The organism is Actinoplanes oryzae (assembly GCF_030757795.1).
Lineage (GTDB): Bacteria > Actinomycetota > Actinomycetes > Mycobacteriales > Micromonosporaceae > Actinoplanes.
Map to the genome: position 1 here is coordinate 1 of NZ_JAUQWH010000181.1, position 17,624 is coordinate 17,624.

The window sequence follows — 17,624 nt, forward strand, 5'->3', positions numbered from 1 at the left end:
GACGCGCGGGGCGGGTGGCGCGACGCGCGGGGCGGGTGGCGCGACGCGCGGGGCGGGTGGCGCGACGCGCGGGGCGGGTGGCGCGACGCGTGGGGGCGGGCGCCCGGAAGGGCCCGGAAAGCCGACATGGCGGCTCCCCCGGACTCGGGGGGCCGCCATGCGGGAAGAGGATCAGATCAGCGCGTCTCGCGGTGCAGGGTGTGCTTGCCGTCCCGGGGGCAGAACTTCTTCAGCTCGATGCGGTCCGGGTCGTTACGGCGGTTCTTGCGCGTGATGTAGTTGCGCTCCTTGCACTCCGTACACGCCAAGGTGATCTTGGGACGGACGTCGGTCGCCTTGGCCACGGCGGAATGCCTTCCTGCTCACGATGCTTCTGGCTACTGTTTGGCAGCCACTACGGCATACCAGCGTAGACGCTTGAGGTGCGGACATGCAAAACGCCGGACATTTGTCCGGGTTCGCATGCCGATCCGGGACTGCTCCCGGATCGAAGAGGATCTTCCAGCGGATGATCCTCAGTAGCGGTGGCCGGACTTGAACCGGCGACACAGCGATTATGAGCCGCTTGCTCTGCCATCTGAGCTACACCGCCGCGCCAGGCTGAAACTCCGCGCCTGAAGGCGGATCACAGACCCGGTTGGAGCCCCCTTACGGAATCGAACCGTAGACCTTCTCCTTACCATGGAGACGCTCTGCCGACTGAGCTAAGGGGGCCTGCTTGCGATCTCTCGCTCGCTGCAGGAGAAAGCTTACACGGCCTGGGGCCCCGAGTGAAATCGGTACCCCCGTGTCGCAAAGTCCCAGCTCAGCGGCGTGCGTCAGCCGACGGCCCGGAGCCGGCGCACCTCGCCCGTGGGCGTCTCCTCCAGCTCGGTGCGGGCGCTGAGCCAGGTGTTGAGCCGCTCCACGGGCAGCGGCCGGCTGAAGAAGTAGCCCTGGCCGATCTCGCAGCCGAGCTCGGCGAGCAGGTCGAGGGTCAGCTCGCTCTCGACGCCCTCGGCGACCACGGTGAGGCCGAACTCACGGGACAGGCCGATGACCGCTCGCACGATCGCCAGGTCCCCCGAGTCGGTCGCCATCCCCTGGACGAAGCTCTCGTCGATCTTCACCTCGTGCACCGGGAGCTGCCGGAGGTAGGACAGGGACGAGGCGCCGGTGCCGAAATCGTCGACCGAGAGGCGTACACCCAGGTCCTTGAGGCGGTAGAGGGTGGGCAGCGCCCGCTCGATCTCGCCGAGCATGCCCGGCTCCGAGATCTCGAAGGTCACCAGGCCCGGCGGCACCCCGTGCTCGGCGAGCAGCTGGCGCGCCTGATCGGGGAAGCGAGGATCCAGCAGCGTACGCGCGGACAGGTTCACCGCGATCGACAGCGGCCGCCCCGCCTCCGCCCAGTCCCGGCAGTGCCGCAGCCCGGCGGTGAGGACGACCTCCGTCAGCCGGTGCAGCTGTCCCGTGTGCTCCGCCACAGCCACGAAGTCCTCGGGCGACACCTCGCCGTGCGCCGGATGCTGCCACCGGGCGAGGCACTCGACCCCGATCAGGTGCCGATCCTGGATGGACACCTTGGGCTGGAAGTGGACCTCGAGCTCGCCCGAGTCCAGGGCACGCCGCAGATCGGCGGCGAGGCCGAGGCGACGCACCGCGCGGGACTCGAGGGCGGGGTGGAAGAGCTGCACCCCGTACGGCAGCGTCTTGGCCGCGTTGGCAGCCAGCTCGGCGCGGCGCAGCAGGGCCTCGGGGTCGTCGCCATGGTCCGGGTGCACGGCCACCCCGGCCGCGCTGTCGACGTCCAGCGTGAGCGACTCCACAGCCATCGAGCCGCGCAGCTGCTCGCGCAGGTCGGTCGCCAGCCGTACGGACTCGTCGGCCGACTCGGCCCGCAGGGTGACCACGAACTCGTCGCTGCCGATCCGCCCGACCAGCGAGCCGGGGCCGGCGATCGCGCGCAGCCGCTCGGCGACCTCGGCGAGCAGCTTGTCGCCGGCGGCATGCCCCATGGACTCGTTCACGTCGCGCAGCCCGTCGACGTCGAACAGCATGACGGCCACCACTTCGCCCGGCGCCCGCACCTTGACCGACTCGGCCAGCGCGTCGATGATCCGCCGCCGGTTGGGCAGCGAGGTCAGCCGATCGTGGTACGCGTCGAACCGCAGCCGCTCGACCAGCCGCGAATTCTCCACGGCGACCGCCACGTGCGCCGCGATCGTCTCGAGCACCCGCACGTCGGACTCGCGGAAGGTCAGCGGCTCGCTCATCCTGTTGACGACCTCGAGGCTGCCGATCGTCGTCTGGCCCGAGCGCAGTGGCACCACGACGACGTCCTTGACCCGGCTGTCCCGCAGATAGGGCCGGAGGTGCGTGGTGTCGGAGAAGCGCGCACCCACGGCCACCGTGCGGCCATTCTTGACCGCTTGGTCGCGTACGGGCGCCGGGGTGGCCGAGATGTCCAGCAGCCCCTTGCCGCCCACCCGCGCCGTGAGCAGCACCTCAGGGTGCCGGCCCTGCACGGGCAGCCACAGCGTCGCGAACTCGGCGCGCAGCAGCGTGCGCACCGGGTCGAGGACGACGTCGGGGAGGCTGCCGTGGGTGCCCTGCTCCCGGATGGCCTGGGTGATCTCGGAAACCTCGGCCAGGGTGCGGTGCTGCCGGAAAAACTCGGACACCGAGCGAAGGGCGATGCCGAGGGCCAGCCCGAGGACGCCCAGCGGCACCAGGGACCACCAGGTGGCGTCCAACGAGATCAGCAGCACCAGGCCGAGGCCGATGTTGATGCCGGCGGTGACGAAGGCCTGCGTGGAGACCTTGAGCGCCTCGAGCGCCGCGTGCCTGTCCTGCACGACCGCGATGACGCCGCCGAAGGCGACCCAGCTCACGGCGGTGGCGGTGAGGACGGCCGCGGTGAGGACACCCCAGGTGCCCGGGCCCGCGTCGGTGATCTTCGGCAGTGCGGACATGACGACGGCCGCGGCAGCGGTGCCTGCCGCGGACTTGGCGACGTTGAAGCCGAACTTCGCCGGGTCGTTACGCGTCCGCAGCTGCGAAAACATGCTGCCCACGGCGTGCGCCAGGATGACCGGCGGCGCGGGCAGGAAATAGAGCCCGAGAAGCAGCGGGATCTCGTTGAGGACGAGCACGAAGCTCTGCTGCCGGACGATGACGTTGAGCACGCTGACGTGCGCGACGACGAAAGCCGCGAGGAGGATCAGGCCTCCGACCCACGACTCCTTGACCCAGCCCGGGTCCCTGACCCAGTAGACCGTCAGGCAGACGAGGGCGAAGATGGCGAGCGGGCTGGTGATGAGCCACGCATTTTGAGAGGACCCCCGCCTCGGACGCGATTGCCCCGCCATGTGCACGCTCCTCGTCGGTCGAACCGTGCGGCCCCGGCCGGCAGCGCCGGCCGGGCCGGGGATCAGGTCCAGACGATGTCGGCCAGCTGCGAGGCGGTGGATGCCTGCGACGTCGGGGACTGCTCGGCCGACACTGTTGCGGCGGCTCCGCCGGCCAGCGCGACGAGCACGAAAACCAAGCCGGCGAAGCGGCCCAGCTTCCTTGCAGACATGTTTGCTCCTCGAAAGAAAACTGCTCCGGATGGGGGGTTCCATGATGGTGCCACACCGGCAGTACGTCAGACAGCGCTCGCGCGCGGGTGGAAGCCGCACATCCCGAAATCTTGACTGAACGGTTGAGGCATGGGCCGTGTCACGGGCCGCAAAATTGACGGCTTTGAGCCCGATTTAATTGGAGATATGAGGGCAACTCGCGTCACCTTCGTCAGGCTGGCTTGACGTCAGGAGAACCTGACGGAAAAGTGAAGACATGACTACTCCCGACGAACTGGAGCAACAGCACACGCTCTCCACCGCTACAACGCGTTACGACGAGCTGAGGATGCGCGACGCCCTCGCCGCCGTGTCCGGCAGCGCGGAGACGCAGGCGCTGAGCCGGGAGGAGACCCTCGAGTTGCTTGCGCTCAGTGAGGTGGTCAGCCGCAAGGCCGGGTACGCCCGGCAGGCGATGGTCCGCTCCGCCCGCAACGCCGGCGCGTCATGGACCCAGATCGGTGCGGCACTCGGCACCACCAAGCAGGCCGCATGGGAGTCCTACCGGCAGGCCGCCGACGACTAGTCAGGCGCCCGTCGCCGCAGGCCGGTCCGTCGCGCTGTACTGCGACCAGGAGCCGGGATAGAGCCGCCCCACGCCCAGCCCGGCGTGCTCGAGCGCGATCAGGTTGTGGCACGCCGTGACGCCGGAACCGCAGTAAGAGACGACGTCGCCGCCCGCTGTGACCCCGGCCGCCGCGAAACGCTCCCGCAATTGCTCGACCGGCAGGAATCGGCCCGACTTGTCGAGATTCTCCCGGCAGGCAACATTACGCGCTCCGGGAATGTGCCCCGCACGCGGATCAACCGGCTCCACCTCGCCGCGGAACCGCGCACCGTCGCGGGCGTCGATCACCACGGCGGCCGCGTCGAGATCGGTCAGTGCCGCCAGCCGCTCCGCGGGCCACGGCCGGGGCGTGAAAACCGCGGGGGCCGGGCTCACCGGTCCGCTCTCCAGCTTCCCCGAGTACGCCGTGAGCCCCCCATCGAGCAGCGCGGCGTCCCGCCCCGTGGCGCGCAGCATCCACACCAGCCGGGCGGCGATGGTGCCGCCCCCGTCGTCGTACGCGATGACGGTGTCCTCGTCCCCGATGCCGGCAGCGGCCATGCCCTCGGCGAACACCTCCGGCGCGGGCAGGGGGTGCCGCCCCTCGGCGGATGACGCGGGCGCGGCGAGCCACCGGTCGAGGTCGACGAAGACCGCCCCGGGCAGATGACGCTCCTCGAACGCGGCCCGGCCGGACCTGCCGTCGAGGTACCAGCGCACGTCGGCGAACACGGCCCCGCCCGGAACCTCATGCAGGTCGACAACCGGCTCGATCACGCTGACCCCCTCTTCCGCGGCCTGTATTTCACCAGCGCCACCCCGGCGAGGGCCAGCGCCACCGCCCCGACGGCGACGGCGGCCACCCCGCTCAGCATCGCCTGCGACAGCACCATCGCCAGCAGCGCCATCCCGAACAACAGGTGATAGAGCCCGGCGTCACGCACCCCGGCGAACATCCGCATCGTGCCCGCCGGCGCCCTCCCGGTGATCAGCATCACCGCCCCGAAAAGCGCCAGCAGCAGCCCGGCCGCCGCCCCGACGGCCAGCGTCGCCCCGTTCATCTTCCCAGTCTGCGCCCGGGGCGGGTCAGCTCACCGGTAGTTGGTGAACTGCAGCGCCACCCCGAAGTCCTCCGCCTTCAGCAGCGCGATCACGGCCTGCAGGTCGTCCCGCTTCTTGCCGGTCACGCGCAGCTGGTCGCCCTGGATCTGCGCCTGCACGCCCTTGGGGCCCTCGTCCCGGATCTTCTTGCTGATCGCCTTCGCCTTGTCGGTCTCGATGCCCTCGACCACCTTGGCATCGATCTTGTACGTCTTCCCGGACTGCCGAGGCTCCCCGGCGTCCAGCGACTTCAGCGAGATGTTCCGCTTGACGAGCTTCTCCTTGTAGACCTCCAGGGCGGCGGAGGCCCGCTCCTCGGTCTCCGAGGTGATCGTGATGCCGTTCTCCCCCGACTTCTCGATCGTGGTCCCGGTCCCCCGGAAGTCGAACCGGGTTCCGAGCTCCTTCTCCGCCTGGTGGAAGGCGTTGTCCACCTCCTGGCCGTCAACCTTGCTCACGATGTCGAACGACGGGCTGGCTGCCATGATCAGACTCCAACTGCTGGACGCTTGTCGATGTAGGCGAGGGCCGCGCGCGGGGCCCCCGACATGCCGACCGTACCCGGTTGCGGGGGGCTCCGGCGGGGCGGCTATTCTGTTGTCCGCTGCCGGGGGAGACCTCGGTGGTGATCCCAGGCGGGTTGCCCGAGCGGCCAATGGGAGCGGACTGTAAATCCGTCGCGAAAGCTACGAAGGTTCGAATCCTTCACCCGCCACCAGGGATATCAACGGCCCCGTGAGCTGCGGAAACGCAGAGCGCGGGGCCGTTCTCTTTAGGGCCGGCGCCGTTCGGCCGCATTCCCGCGAACACCGCGGCCCCTCCCCCGGCTTGTCTGAGTCGACGGCGGGCAGGTTGGCACCCGTCCGCTTGAGCGTTCCGGTCGGAGGCATCGCCTTGGCTGACGCTCACCCGAAGGTGGCTGGTGCCGGCATCGGGCGTCCGTGCGTTGGGGCGCAGGGGATCGGCTCAGCCCGGCGGACCCGACCGCATGGCCCAGCGGCCTTCGACGGCGGGAACGCTTGGATGTCAGCGCGCCTTGAGGGTGGCCGGTGCTTGCCGATTGGAGGGGCGTCCGCGACCGAGGAGTCAGTTTGAAGATCAAGCGTGTCGTCTCCGCCCTCGTTGCTGCCGCTCTGGGGCTGAGCGGGGCCTTTCTCGCCACGCCCGCGCAGGCGGCTGGTCTCTCCGTCTCGCTTTCCAACGCCAAGCCGGTCTTCGGCATGTCCGACGACTGCCGGACCATTGCCTACCTGACGGTCAAAGTCTACGACCCGGACTTCGCGTTCGGCCCGGGCGACGGTTCCAGCCGCCTCTCGTCGGGCAATCGGTTCGCCAACTCCTGGACGCCGGAGTTCGAATACCTCTCCCGTCGCGGTTCCTACAGCTCGTTTCGGGCGCCTGCTGTTTTCTGCGGCATTGACAATGCGCAGGGCATTCCGAACGATGTCGCCGCCGAGTACACGTGGACGTACAGCTTCGGGTCGTACCACGGTTCGAGGAAGCTTGACGTTCGCTATCGCCAGGGGCTGGACTTCAATGCCTCGCCCGAACCCGTGCGGAAGGGCGGCACGGTCAAGCTGCGCGTGCAGACCTTCACCGGGTACGAGGGCGGCACCGAGCCACTGGTCAAGTTCTACTTTCGCAAGGCCGGCTCGGCGACGTGGACCTACCGCACCAGTGTCCGCGTCAAGTGCGGCGACGGTGGCTGGGTGTGCAGCGGGACGCGGCAGGTCACACAGCGGGCGAGTGGCACGTGGAAGGCCGTGGCGGGCGCCTGGGACGACTGGGCTCCGGTCGAGCGGGTGGATGCGGTCGAGGTGCGCTGAGCCGGGGCGGCGGTTCGGGGAGTGCGGAGCGGTGTGTCTCCGACGACGACATCGTGAGCGGCGCGGGCAGGTGGTGACCTTCGGAATGGCCTACCCTCAGTCCATGGGGAGGGAACCGGCGCGACGACCGGACATCGACACGCTGCGGGCGGCGGACAGCGACCGGCACAAGATTGCCGAGCAGCTCAAGGGTGCGCTCGATGAGGGGCGGCTGAGCCTGGCGGAGTACGACGACCGGGTGCGCGAGACCTACGCCGCGCGCACCTATGCCGACCTGCTGCGCATTGTTGCGGATCTGCCGCAGCCCGGGCTCAGCGCGGAGGAGCTTCACGCGCGGCAACTGGCCGAGCAGCGGCGTGCGGACCGGCGGATGCCGCTTGCGCTGTCGGTCTTGTGGATCATCTGGACGTCGCTTCTGGCGATCAACCTGGTGGTGTGGTTTCTCGTCGAGGTCACGACGCCCACTGAGGACATTTATCCGTGGCCGATCTGGCTGCTGGTGCCGGGCGCGGCGCTGGGCGTCACGACGATCGGCGTCCAGAGCATCCGGCGCCGGCACCGCTGATCACGGGGAGAGGGCCCGTCTGCGGCGGCGCACGTGGTGACAATAAGCACAGTGGACGGCGGGGGCGGCCGGGGCCCAGAACGGATCAGCAAACCCTGGGCCCACGGAACACGTCCAGCCTCTCGATGTCGGGTCGGAAGCCCAGGTGCGGGGCGTTGGCTCGGGGAGTTGAGGCGACCGGACGGGTGGGGGCGGAGAGAGGCCCGGCAGTGGACCAGCACACGGCCGATCGCCGGGGTACGGGGAATTGATGTGCACACGGGTGGCGCCGGTGGGAAGAATCGGACCATGGCGTGGCGGATCACCGAGGACGTGGACGAGTTTCTGGCCGGCGCGGGCGACTTCCTGCGCGCCCGGCCGGTGGAGAACACCGTGTTGCTCACGGTTGCCGACGGCGTGCGGCGGGGGGCTTACCCGGCGGGGGCGTTGTTCGGCTGGGCTGCGGAGGGCGGGGCCTATCTGCGTACGGCGCCCCGGCCCGGCCTGGTCTCCGCCATGTCCCCGGACTCGGCCCGGGACCTCGTCGCCGCCCTCGACGGGCGGGAGCTGACCGGGGTCATCGGACCCGACGACGTGGTCGAGGTGTTCACAGTGGAGTGGCAGCGGCGCACGAGGGGCCACGCCCAGGTACGCGGGCGGCAACGCCTCTACCGCCTCGGCAGCCTCAAGTCCCCGGTGCCGCACCCGTCCGGTGGCGCCCGGAAGGCCGTACCGGCGGATCGTGAGCTCCTCGTCGGCTGGATCGGCAACTTCTACCGAGACGTCGGCACCGTGCAGCCGCGCCCCGCGCAGTTCTTCGACGAGACCGTGTCCTACGGCGGCATCATGCTGTGGGAGGACGCCGGGCGGCCCGTCTCCATGGCCGCGCACACCCGGCTCGACGCGGGCATGGTGCGCATCCACGCCGTCTACACCCCGGTGGCCCACCGCGCCCGCGGCTACGGCGGCGCGATCACCACCGCCATCAGCCAGGCCGCCCGTGACGCCGGCGCCGCGGAGGTGGTGCTCTTCACCGATCTGGCCAACCCCACCTCGAACGCCCTCTACCAGCGGCTCGGTTACGTACCGTTGGAGGACCGCACCATGATGGAGTTCACCGCATGAGCAAGGTGTTGCAGGTCAACCTGGCAGTGCCGGAGCGCACCGACGTCAAGGGTGTCGGCGTCACGGGCATCAACAAACAGCCCGTCACCCACCCCGTCGAGGTCACTGCCCCCGGCCCGAAGAACACGGCACCGCCCTCCCGGGCAAGCGGCCTCGCGGGCGACGAGATCCACGACCTGGCCAACCATGGGGGCACGGACCAGGCTGTCTACGCGTACGCCCGGGAAGACTACGAATGGTGGGAGAAGGAGCTCGACCGGCCGCTCCCGGGCGGCATCTTCGGCGAGAACCTCACCACCGCGGGCATCGACATCAACACCACCCTCCTCGGCGAGCGCTGGCGGATCGGCTCAACCCTCGTCCTGGAAACAACCTTCGGCCGCATCCCGTGCGCGACCTTCCAGTGGAAGATGCAGGAGCCGCGGTGGGTGAAGCGGTTCTCGCAGGAGGCCCGGCCCGGCGTGTACTTCCGCGTCGTCACGCCCGGTCCCGTGCAGGCCGGTGACGAGATCACTGTGCTGGAGCGGCCGAGCCACGGGGTGACCGTCTCGGAGAGCTTCCGGGCGTGGCTGTTCGAGCCGGCCAAGCTGGCAAGCTACCTCGAGCTGGACGACTACCCCGAGGGCCAGAAGGCCGAGATCCGTCAGCGCCTGCGCCTCTGATGACCCTTCATCCCTCGGCCCGGCGAGCGCTGGATCATGTCGCCGCGCGGTCGTCCGGGTCGCCGGTCGACGCGTCCCTGCGGATCACGCTCAACTTCCATCCCGACCGCTCGGCCGCCGGCCGGCCGATCCTGGCGGCGCTCGCCGCCGACGGCAGCTACCTGTCCCAGTTCGTGACCGGCACCAGCAACGGAGGGCTCACGGCCCACCCCGGCGGCGACCGATGGCGCTGGGAGCACACCATGTTCGGCGGCGTCTACGACCACGCCCCCGCCCACGTCCGGCCCGTCTACGGCGCCCTGAACTTCCGCCACGACGTGGTCGGCGCGGCGCCCCGCTTCGGATCGGCCCACCTGCGGCTGACCTCGGCCGCCGTGGCCAGAGCGACCTTCTGCTATCCCGACAGCGTGCTCGAACCGACCGACTTCGCGGTCGCCGAGCGCATGTCCCTCATCGACCTCGCCCTCGCCGACCGGCAGGACCGGCTCGACGACTACGTCGAGGCCCACGTCCACGGCGGCGTCCGGCTCGACCGCGACGTCGAGGCCCTCGTCCTCGACCCGAGCCACCAGCACACCGACGTCGAGGCCGCCGCTCGCCGGCTGCCCTGCCCGATCGAATGGCACCCGGGATTCCGGCTCTCCGTCACCGAGCTCCGCCGCCACCCCGGCTACCGCGGCCAGGAGTTCGTCGACCTCGGCGCCGCCCTCGCCCGCGACGGCCACCTCACCCCCCGGCTGATCGGCGACGCGGCCCGCAGCGGAGAGCACGATCAGCAGGCCCTCAAACGGGTCTGGCACTACCTCGCCAGATTCGGGGCGCCCGCCCGCAGCGCGCCGATGTCGTGAAAGCCGGATGCGCCGCCCCGGCACCTTGGCTGCGTGCGGGCGGCGGGTCGCCCCGAGCCGTCTTGGATCACGCACGTCGCCGTGCGGGCGAGTCCGCTTTGGGGACGGAGTCACCAGGGCTCGGTCGTGCGGCCCTCGGCGGGAGCGGCGGTCTGTACGCACCACCCAGATGCGACATAAAGCTCTTGATCTTGATCTTACGATCAGCGAACTCACAGCTACTCACGGATGAATCCACACCCGGGCGATGTTCTCTGGAATGCGGGTCCCCTCCGGCCCGCAGGTGAAGGAGTCATCGTGCACCATCACAACGGTCTCAAGACGGCCGCGTTGCTGGGCCTGCTCACCGCCATGATTCTCGCCGTCGGCTACTGGGTCGGCGGGAGCGGTGGTCTGGTCTTCGCCGTCGTGCTGTCGCTGGCGCTCAATGCCGGCAGCTACTTCTTCTCGGACAAGATCGCGCTGCGGTCGATGGGGGCGCAGCCGGTCAGCGAGGCCGAGTTCCCCGCGCTCTATCAGATCGTGCGCGAGCTGGCCACCGAGGCCGGGCAGCCGATGCCCCGGCTCTACGTGAGCCCTTCCATGCAGCCGAATGCCTTCGCGACCGGGCGCGACCCGCAGCATGCCGCCGTTGCCGTGACGGCCGGGATCACGCGGATCCTGGACCGACGGGAGCTGCGCGGCGTGATCGGGCATGAGCTGTCGCACGTCTACAACCGGGACATCCTGATCTCCAGCGTCGCCGCGGCGCTGGGCGGGATCATCACGATGTTCGCGCAGCTGGCGATCTTCCTGCCGCTCGGCGGGGGCGACGACGAGGACGGCCCGAACCCGGCCTCGCTGCTGCTCATGCTGATTCTCGGCCCGCTGGCGGCGTCGATCATCCAGCTGGCGATCAGCCGGAACAGGGAGTTCCAGGCCGACGCCTCGGGCGCGACCCTGACGCGGGACCCGTTGGCGCTGGCCAGCGCGCTGGAGAAGATCCACTTCGGGGCGCAGCGGATGCCGCTTCCCGCGGACGGGCAGCTGGCCACGTCGGCGCACCTCATGATCGCGAACCCGCTGCGCAGCGGGGGCATCGCGGGGCTCTTCTCGACGCACCCGCCGATGGCGGAGCGGATCAAGCGGCTGCACCAGCTGGCCGCGATCACCGGCACGGGGCCGGTGCAGTTCCAGAGGTGACGTCCGCGACAACAGGGTGATTTCAGGTGTGTTACGCCGCCTCCGATCGTTACCGTCGGAGGCGGCGTTCGCTCATTCTGTGACTTCCTGGAGGCCCGGTGCGGCAGTACCTCGGCGTGTGGCAGATGCCGAGTGCCAAGACGTTGCTGGCAGTCGGCATCATCGCCCGGCTCGGCATCGGCATGACGCCGCTGGCCCTGTTGCTGTCCGTGCAGCAGACCACCGGCCGCTATGCCGCAGCGGGCCTCGCGGGCGGCCTCTACGCCCTCGCCGGCGCCGCCGTCAGCCCCATCGCCGGCCGCGTCGCCGACCGCATCGGCCCCACGCCTGTGCTGCTCGTCACGGCCGTCCTGCACCCGCTCGCCCTCGGCGCCCTCATCATGGCCACCCACGGCGACATCTCCTGGGTCCTGGCCGCCGCCGCCCTGGCCGGCGCCACCTACCCGCCGCTCACCGCCGCCATCCGTCGAGCCTGGACGGAGGCGACCTCGGTCGGCAGCGGCCGCCATGCCCTGCGCCCGGCCGCGATGGCCGCCGAGACGTCGCTGTTCGAGCTGGTCTTCGTCCTCGGCCCGATGCTGGTCGCCGCGATCATCGTCATCACCCACAACCCGCTGGTCGCCCTGGGCTTCGCCGCCGTGGTCACCCTGGGCGGCACGATCTGGATCGCCCTGCTGCCGATGATGCGCGGCTGGACCCGCCACGAGTCCGCCGAGCACACCCGCGGCCTCGGCCCCCTCCGGGTCGGCGGCTTCCCGGCCCTCCTCGCCTGCGTCGGCGCCCTCGGCATCGCCTTCGGCGCGGCCGGCGTGATCGTCCCCGCCTACGCCCTCCAGCACGGCGGCGGCGACAGCCTCGGCGGCATCCTCCTCGGCGTCTGGGGCATCGGCAGCGCCATCGGAGGCATCTGGTTCGGCACCCGCCACCCGGCCATGGCCATGTCCCGCCAGTTCGCCTGGTTCCTGGGCGCGGTCGCCGCCAGCTTCATCGCCCTCGCCGCCATGCCCGACCCGGCCTCCCTGGCCGTCGCCCTCATCATCGGCGGCGCCGCCATCGCCCCGGCTCTCACCATCGAGAACAATCTGGTCGGCCGCTTCGCCCCGCCCGCCATGCTCAGCGAGGCCTTCACCTGGGTCACCACGGTCTCGGTCGCGGGCAGCGCCGCCGGCGGAGCGATCGCCGGTGCCATCGTCGACCACCCGGGCGGCCTGCCGTGGGCGTTCGTCTTCGCGGGGGCGGTCGTCGGGCTGGCCGCGCTGGTTGCCGCCGTGCCGACCGGGCCGGTCGCGCGAGCCGACGAGCGGGCCACGGAACGCATGCGCGAGGCGCTGGCTTCCTAGAATCAAAGGCTCTATGTCGTAGCTGGGTGGTGCGTACAGACCGCCGCTCCCGCCGAGGGCCGCACGACCGAGCCCTGGTGACTCCGTCCCCAAAGCGGCCTCGCCCGCACGGCGACGTGCGTGAGGCCTCACCCGCTACAACGCACGCCCCATCCCGAAAGGCGGCAGGGCACGAGTGGGGAAACTGGTCGAGCCGGTGCCACCCGCGTGGCCGGCGAAGGCGCCGGGTCAGCGGCCGATGCCGGACGCCCGGTGCCCAGCTGACATTCCAGCGTGGCGCGTCTCAGGGAAGGCGCCACAGGGCGAGATCGCCCTCCGGCCCGGCGGTGAGCCAGGTCCCGTCGCCGAAGCCGATGAGCCGCGGGCCCGTAGCGCCGGGGCAGCGCACCTGTCCTCGCACAACCCCGTCGGCCACGTCGATCAGCCAGTACCGGATGTCACGCTCGGCATGCCCGTGGTGGGAGGTGCTCGCTACGTAGGTCCGGCCATCGAGCGGCGCGACGTCGTAGCCCCAGCCGCTTTCCGGACCGCCCTCCGGCAGATCCGCGGACCCCAGCTCGGCGGTAACACCCAGGTCGGCCAGCCGGTGCACCCGCAGGTCCGTCGTGCCTCCATGGCGGACGGTCAGGAAGTGGTCCGGCCCGAGGGCGACGAGCACCCGGTCGCCGCCCGCGAGCATGGTCGTCTCCAGCCCTTCCTCCCCCAGCCGGCCGAACAGCACCGCCGAGCCGTCCTGGCCCTCCCCGATGCCCAAGCCCATCACGGCGGGATCGAGGTGGGGCAGCGGCTCCGAGCCGGCGCTCCACGAGTCCGTGCCGGTCCGCGCCAGCACTGAGCCGTCGGCCGCGGCGAAGATCACCCACTGCTCGATGCTCTCGTCGTCCTCCCCGGACGGGTCGGGCGCGGCGGGAACGTCCAGCAAGTCGCCGCGCACGTGCGCCCACACCGTGCGCCCGTCGGCCGCGAAAGCCGCAGAGCCACTGTCCGGGCTGCGGTGGTACAGGTCGTCGGCGTACTCATCCGCGAAATGGTGGGCTTCGCCGCAGACCCGGCAGGGATGGCGCGCCGTCCACACCGTCGTGCCGTTCGCCGCGATCGCGTGCACCGCCGTCAGGCCCGGCCACACGGCCAGGGAAAGATCCGGGGCCACCGCCGGGTTGCTGGTGGGCTCTCCCGGCTCGGGGAAGGTGGCCGGCGGCGACCCGGACAGCACCGATGGTCATCCGTGCGTGATGCCGCATCCGCTCAGCACTCGCGAACGTGGACGTGCTCGTCGTGCAGCAGGCCGTCCCCGAAACGCTTGCTCGCCCTCGAGATGCCGTTCAGGCCGAACCCCGCCTTCCCGGCCACCCGGCAGGAAGCGACGTTCTCCACCGCGTGGGTGAGCAGGATCCGCCGCAGCCCCAGCTCCGTGCCCGCCCACGCCGCCACGGTCCGGACGCAGGCGGTGGCCAGCCCGCGCCCGCGCGTCCATGGCGCGACGCGGTACCCGATGTGCGCCTGACCGTTGTCGATGTCGTGCAGGGCGACGGTCCCCGCGTAGGCGCCGGTCGCCTCGTCGATGACGGAGAAGGTCGCCCCGGACGTCCAGTCGGCGTCGGAGAGGCAGGTGGCGACGGCGGCGGCCTCGTCCGGGATGCGGCATCGCGGGTTCCACATGCGGACGTCCGGGTCCTGGGCGAGCGCCAGCACGGCAGCGGCGTCGGTGACCCGGGGTGGCCTCAGCAGGGCGCCCGGGACGGGCAGTTCGACCGGGGTCATCCGGCGAGGATGTCGAAGACCGCCTGTGGCGTGAAGCCGGCCAACACGGCGACCACGGCGCCGACCAGGAGAGTCGTCGTCAGGGCGAGGGGGACCTGGGCGCGCGGGGGGAGCAGCGCCGGGTCGAGCACCGAGATGCCGGGCGACTGGGGGACCGTGTAGAGCAGGGCGATGGCGCGTACGTAGTAGGCCAGGGCGATCACCGCGTTCAGCGCGACCACGCCGGCGAGCCAGCCCCAGCCGGAGGAGATCAGCGACTCGACGACGGTGACCTTGGCGAAGAGGCCGGCGAGCCCCGGCGGGAGCCCCGCGAGCCCGGCGAACGCCAGGACCAGGGCCGCGCCCAGCCACGGGTTGCGACGGCCGGCGCCCCGGTAGGCGAGGAGGTCGCCGCCGTCGACGCCCGGCCCGCGCAGCGCCGCCACCGCTGCGAAGGCGACGAACTCGAGGAGGACGAAGAAGACGGCGTACGCGAGGGCCGCCTCGACGCCGGCGGCTCCGGCGGCCAGGGGCGCCAGGATGTAGCCGGCCTGGGCGACGGACGACCAGGCGAGGAGGCGGACCATCCGGGTCTGGCGGAGGGCGACGAGGTTGCCGACGGTCATCGTCAGGACGGCGAGGACGGCGACGACCGGGCCGGTGTCCAGGCGCTGGACGACGGCGGCCAGGGCCAGGACGCCGCCGAGCTTGGACGCGGTCGACAGGTACGCGGCCACCGGCACCGGCGCCCCGTCATAGGTCGCGGGCGCCCACGCGTGCAACGGCACCGCGGCGACCTTGAAGGCGAAGCCGATCACGAGCAGGGCCGCCCCGGCCGTGGCCAGGGGCGCGAACTGTCCCGTCCCGTCGCGGAGGGCGACCAGGTGCAGGGCGCCGGTGCCGGCGTAGAGGAGGGCGGCGCCGAGCAGGGCGACCGCGGTCGAGACGACGCTGATCAGGAAGAACGTGACGGCGGCGCTCGCCCCGGCCAGCAGCGACCGGCCGCGGCGCAGGCCGACCAGGACGTACAGGGGCAGGGTCAGCGTCTCCAGGCCGACGATCAACGTGATCAGATCGCCCGCGTACGCCACCACGACGCCGCCCGCCATCGCACACGCGAGCAGGAACGGATACTCGCCCTTCGGCGCGTACCCCTGGCGCAGCACCGGGGCCGAGAGCGCCAGGACGCCGGCCGTCAGCCCCGCGAAGACGAGCGTCAGCAGGGCGGCCCGGGAGGTGACGACCCACGAGCAGAGGTCGCCCGTGCAGAAGGTGCCGGTGTCGCGGGGCACGAGCGCGCACACCGCCGTGGCCGCCGCGCCGAGCAGGCCGGCGGCGAGCTGGAACCGCCCGAGGAAGAGGTCCGCGAGCAGGATCAGGATCGCTGTGCCGGCGGCGGCGTACAGGGGCAGCAGCGCGACGTGGTTGACGGCCTGGGTCATCGCAGCGCTCCGGTCAGGGCGGCCAGCGGGTCGAGGGTGCCGGTCAGCGCCAGGGCGGGCACCAGGCCCACGGCGAGCGCGAGCAGGATGAGCGGTGACCAGGCCCACCATTCGGGGCGGGAGACCGGGGTGACACCGGTCACCGCGGGGGTCGCCGGGCCGTGCGTGACGCGGCGCAGCAGCCGCAGGAAGTAGACCGCCGTCAGGGCGCCGCCGATCGCGGCCAGCACGGCGAGCGTGAGCCACAGTCCGCCGCCGCGCTCGACGGCGGCGACCACCGCGAACGCCTCACCCCAGAAGCCGGCGAGCCCGGGCAGGCCCAGCGAGGCGATCGCCGCGAAGCCGACCAGGCCGGCCAGGCGCGGGGCGGTCTCGCGGAGGCCGCCGAGGTCGGCGAGGGCGCCGGTGTGCGTACGGTCCTTGATCGCCCCGGCCAGGAAGAACAGCAGGCCCGTGATGACGCCGTGCGCGATGTTGCCGATCAGCGCCGCCTGCAGGCCGGTCACCGTGTGGGTCGCGATGCCGAGGAGGACGAAGCCCATGTGGCTGACGCTGGAGTACGCAATCAGGCGCTTGAGCTCGGTCTGCCGCAGGCACACCAGCGACCCCACCAGGATCGCCGCCACCGCGAGGATGCCGAGCACCGGCGACGCCCACACGGCCCCCTCGGGCGCGACGCCGACGCCGACGCGGATCAGCCCGTACGTCCCCATCTTCAGCAGCACGCCCGCCAGGATCACACTGCCGACCGTCGGCGCCTCGGTGTGCGCGTCCGGCAGCCACGAGTGCAGGGGCCAGAGCGGCGCCTTGACGGCGAACGCGACCGCGAAGAGCGCGAAGGCCACGTACTGGGTGGTGTGCGACAGGCCGAACCCACCCGCCAGCGCGAGCATGTCACCGGTGCCCGCCGCCACGACGACCGTGAACACCCCGAGCAGGAGCAGCACCGAGCCGAACAGCGTGTAGAGCACGAACTTGCGCGCCGCGCGCCGGCGGTCCGGGCCGCCCCAGCCGGCGATGACGGCGTACATGGGCAGGAGCACGACCTCGAAGAACACGAAGAACAGGACCAGGTCGAGCGCGAGGAAGGTGCCCAGGATGCCGGCTTCGAGGACCAGGAGCAGACCCGCGAGGGTACGCCCGGAGCCCCCCGCCGGCACCTTCCCCACCGTGTACGCGCAACAGAGCAGCGTCAGCAGAGCGGTCAGCACGACCAGCGGGGCGGACAACCCGTCCACGCCGAGATGGAAGTCGACGCCGAGCGCGGGCACCCAGGCGGCGTCGATCTCGGCCCACGGCTCGAGCATCGGATCGCCGCCGACGCCCCGCAGGTACGGCCACAGCACCAGGACAAGCGCCGCCACGAGCCCCGCCGCGGCGAAGAGTGTCGCGACGATGCGCGCGCCACGGTCCCGGCTCGCGGGCATCAGGGCGACCACGATCGCCCCGGCGGCCGGAAGCGCGACGACCGTGACGAGCAGCGTCTGCAAGAGCGTGGTCATGCGGCGGCTCCCACGATCGCGGCGACGGCGCCGAGGACGAGCACGCCGGCGAACACGGCCACGGCCGCCCGGGGCAGCGCCGCCTGATGCACCGTGGCGAGGGCGGTGCCCAGGCGGGTCGTCGTGGTGCCGGTGCCTTCGACCGCCGCGTCGACGACCCGTT

18 protein-coding genes and 3 tRNA genes are annotated in these 17,624 nt (G+C 71.4%); 9 read left to right on the top strand and 12 right to left on the bottom strand.

The features are described from left to right. Positions 1-176: 176 nt before the first annotated feature. The 5 genes from rpmG to RBH18_RS37000 form a co-directional block, all read right to left on the bottom strand. Positions 177-344 carry a 50S ribosomal protein L33 gene (gene rpmG, locus RBH18_RS36980; RefSeq protein ID WP_067495822.1) on the bottom strand — a complete coding sequence of 56 codons (168 nt, stop codon included), beginning with the start codon at positions 342-344 and terminating at the stop codon, positions 177-179. Positions 345-519: 175 nt separating this feature from the next. Further along, positions 520-592: transfer RNA gene (locus tag RBH18_RS36985), tRNA-Met, on the bottom strand. A 46-nt stretch (positions 593-638) separates the two neighbouring features. Beyond that, positions 639-714: transfer RNA gene (locus RBH18_RS36990), tRNA-Thr, on the bottom strand. 104 nt (positions 715-818) lie between these two features. Beyond that, complete coding sequence (locus RBH18_RS36995; protein WP_306215158.1) at positions 819-3,350, bottom strand: putative bifunctional diguanylate cyclase/phosphodiesterase; 2,532 nt, start codon at positions 3,348-3,350, stop codon at positions 819-821. A gap of 62 nt (positions 3,351-3,412) precedes the next feature. Next, positions 3,413-3,562: a hypothetical protein gene (locus tag RBH18_RS37000; RefSeq protein WP_306215159.1), complete on the bottom strand. Its 150-nt coding sequence runs from the start codon at positions 3,560-3,562 to the stop codon at positions 3,413-3,415. Positions 3,563-3,819: 257 nt separating this feature from the next. Between RBH18_RS37000 and RBH18_RS37005 the strand changes: the two genes are divergently transcribed. Next, the gene (locus RBH18_RS37005; protein WP_306215160.1) at positions 3,820-4,128 is read left to right on the top strand and encodes a hypothetical protein; all 309 of its coding nucleotides are present in this window, start codon (positions 3,820-3,822) and stop codon (positions 4,126-4,128) included. Here RBH18_RS37005 and RBH18_RS37010 read toward each other — a convergent pair whose 3' ends face one another. From RBH18_RS37010 to RBH18_RS37020, 3 genes are read right to left on the bottom strand one after another with little or no spacing between them, the layout of a single operon-like run. After that, positions 4,129-4,926, bottom strand: coding sequence for a sulfurtransferase (locus RBH18_RS37010; protein ID WP_306215161.1), 798 nt, complete (start codon positions 4,924-4,926; stop codon positions 4,129-4,131). It lies immediately after the preceding gene. Then, positions 4,923-5,210, bottom strand: a complete 288-nt coding sequence (locus RBH18_RS37015; RefSeq protein ID WP_306215162.1) for a hypothetical protein — start codon at positions 5,208-5,210, stop codon at positions 4,923-4,925. The genes RBH18_RS37010 and RBH18_RS37015 overlap by 4 nt, the downstream gene beginning before the upstream one ends. Before the next feature lie 30 nt (positions 5,211-5,240). Then, on the bottom strand, positions 5,241-5,735 hold the full coding sequence (locus tag RBH18_RS37020) for a YajQ family cyclic di-GMP-binding protein (RefSeq protein WP_306215163.1): 495 nt from the start codon (positions 5,733-5,735) through the stop codon (positions 5,241-5,243). Positions 5,736-5,884: 149 nt separating this feature from the next. Here RBH18_RS37020 and RBH18_RS37025 point away from each other — a divergent pair. The 8 genes from RBH18_RS37025 to RBH18_RS37060 all read left to right on the top strand — a co-directional run bounded on the left by RBH18_RS37025 (position 5,885) and on the right by RBH18_RS37060 (position 12,777). Continuing rightward, positions 5,885-5,968, top strand: a tRNA-Tyr gene (locus RBH18_RS37025). A gap of 373 nt (positions 5,969-6,341) precedes the next feature. After that, a complete protein-coding gene (locus RBH18_RS37030; protein WP_306215164.1) occupies positions 6,342-7,076 on the top strand; it encodes a hypothetical protein in 735 nt (244 codons plus the stop codon). 103 nt (positions 7,077-7,179) lie between these two features. Next, positions 7,180-7,641: a DUF1707 SHOCT-like domain-containing protein gene (locus RBH18_RS37035; RefSeq protein ID WP_306215165.1), complete on the top strand. Its 462-nt coding sequence runs from the start codon at positions 7,180-7,182 to the stop codon at positions 7,639-7,641. 288 nt (positions 7,642-7,929) lie between these two features. After that, on the top strand, positions 7,930-8,745 hold the full coding sequence (locus tag RBH18_RS37040; RefSeq protein ID WP_306215166.1) for a GNAT family N-acetyltransferase: 816 nt from the start codon (positions 7,930-7,932) through the stop codon (positions 8,743-8,745). Continuing rightward, on the top strand, positions 8,742-9,407 hold the full coding sequence (locus RBH18_RS37045) for an MOSC domain-containing protein (protein ID WP_306215167.1): 666 nt from the start codon (positions 8,742-8,744) through the stop codon (positions 9,405-9,407). Before RBH18_RS37040 ends, RBH18_RS37045 begins: the two co-directional genes overlap by 4 nt. After that, positions 9,407-10,255, top strand: a complete 849-nt coding sequence (locus RBH18_RS37050) for a DUF3626 domain-containing protein (protein WP_306215168.1) — start codon at positions 9,407-9,409, stop codon at positions 10,253-10,255. Before RBH18_RS37045 ends, RBH18_RS37050 begins: the two co-directional genes overlap by 1 nt. Positions 10,256-10,552: 297 nt before the next feature. Further along, positions 10,553-11,437 carry a zinc metalloprotease HtpX gene (gene htpX, locus RBH18_RS37055; protein ID WP_306215169.1) on the top strand — a complete coding sequence of 295 codons (885 nt, stop codon included), beginning with the start codon at positions 10,553-10,555 and terminating at the stop codon, positions 11,435-11,437. A 98-nt stretch (positions 11,438-11,535) separates the two neighbouring features. Further along, a complete protein-coding gene (locus RBH18_RS37060; protein WP_306215170.1) occupies positions 11,536-12,777 on the top strand; it encodes an MFS transporter in 1,242 nt (413 codons plus the stop codon). A 283-nt stretch (positions 12,778-13,060) separates the two neighbouring features. Here the strand turns inward: RBH18_RS37060 and RBH18_RS37065 are convergent, their stop codons facing one another. From RBH18_RS37065 to RBH18_RS37080, 4 genes are read right to left on the bottom strand one after another with little or no spacing between them, the layout of a single operon-like run. Next, entirely contained in the window at positions 13,061-13,990 is a 930-nt protein-coding gene (locus RBH18_RS37065) for a hypothetical protein (RefSeq protein ID WP_306215171.1), read from the bottom strand. 32 nt (positions 13,991-14,022) lie between these two features. Beyond that, positions 14,023-14,538, bottom strand: a complete 516-nt coding sequence (locus RBH18_RS37070; protein WP_306215172.1) for a GNAT family N-acetyltransferase — start codon at positions 14,536-14,538, stop codon at positions 14,023-14,025. Then, a complete protein-coding gene (locus tag RBH18_RS37075) occupies positions 14,535-15,959 on the bottom strand; it encodes an NADH-quinone oxidoreductase subunit N (protein ID WP_306215173.1) in 1,425 nt (474 codons plus the stop codon). Before RBH18_RS37075 ends, RBH18_RS37070 begins: the two co-directional genes overlap by 4 nt. Then, positions 15,956-17,461: a complex I subunit 4 family protein gene (locus RBH18_RS37080; RefSeq protein ID WP_306215174.1), complete on the bottom strand. Its 1,506-nt coding sequence runs from the start codon at positions 17,459-17,461 to the stop codon at positions 15,956-15,958. The genes RBH18_RS37075 and RBH18_RS37080 overlap by 4 nt, the downstream gene beginning before the upstream one ends. Positions 17,462-17,624 lie beyond the last annotated feature (163 nt).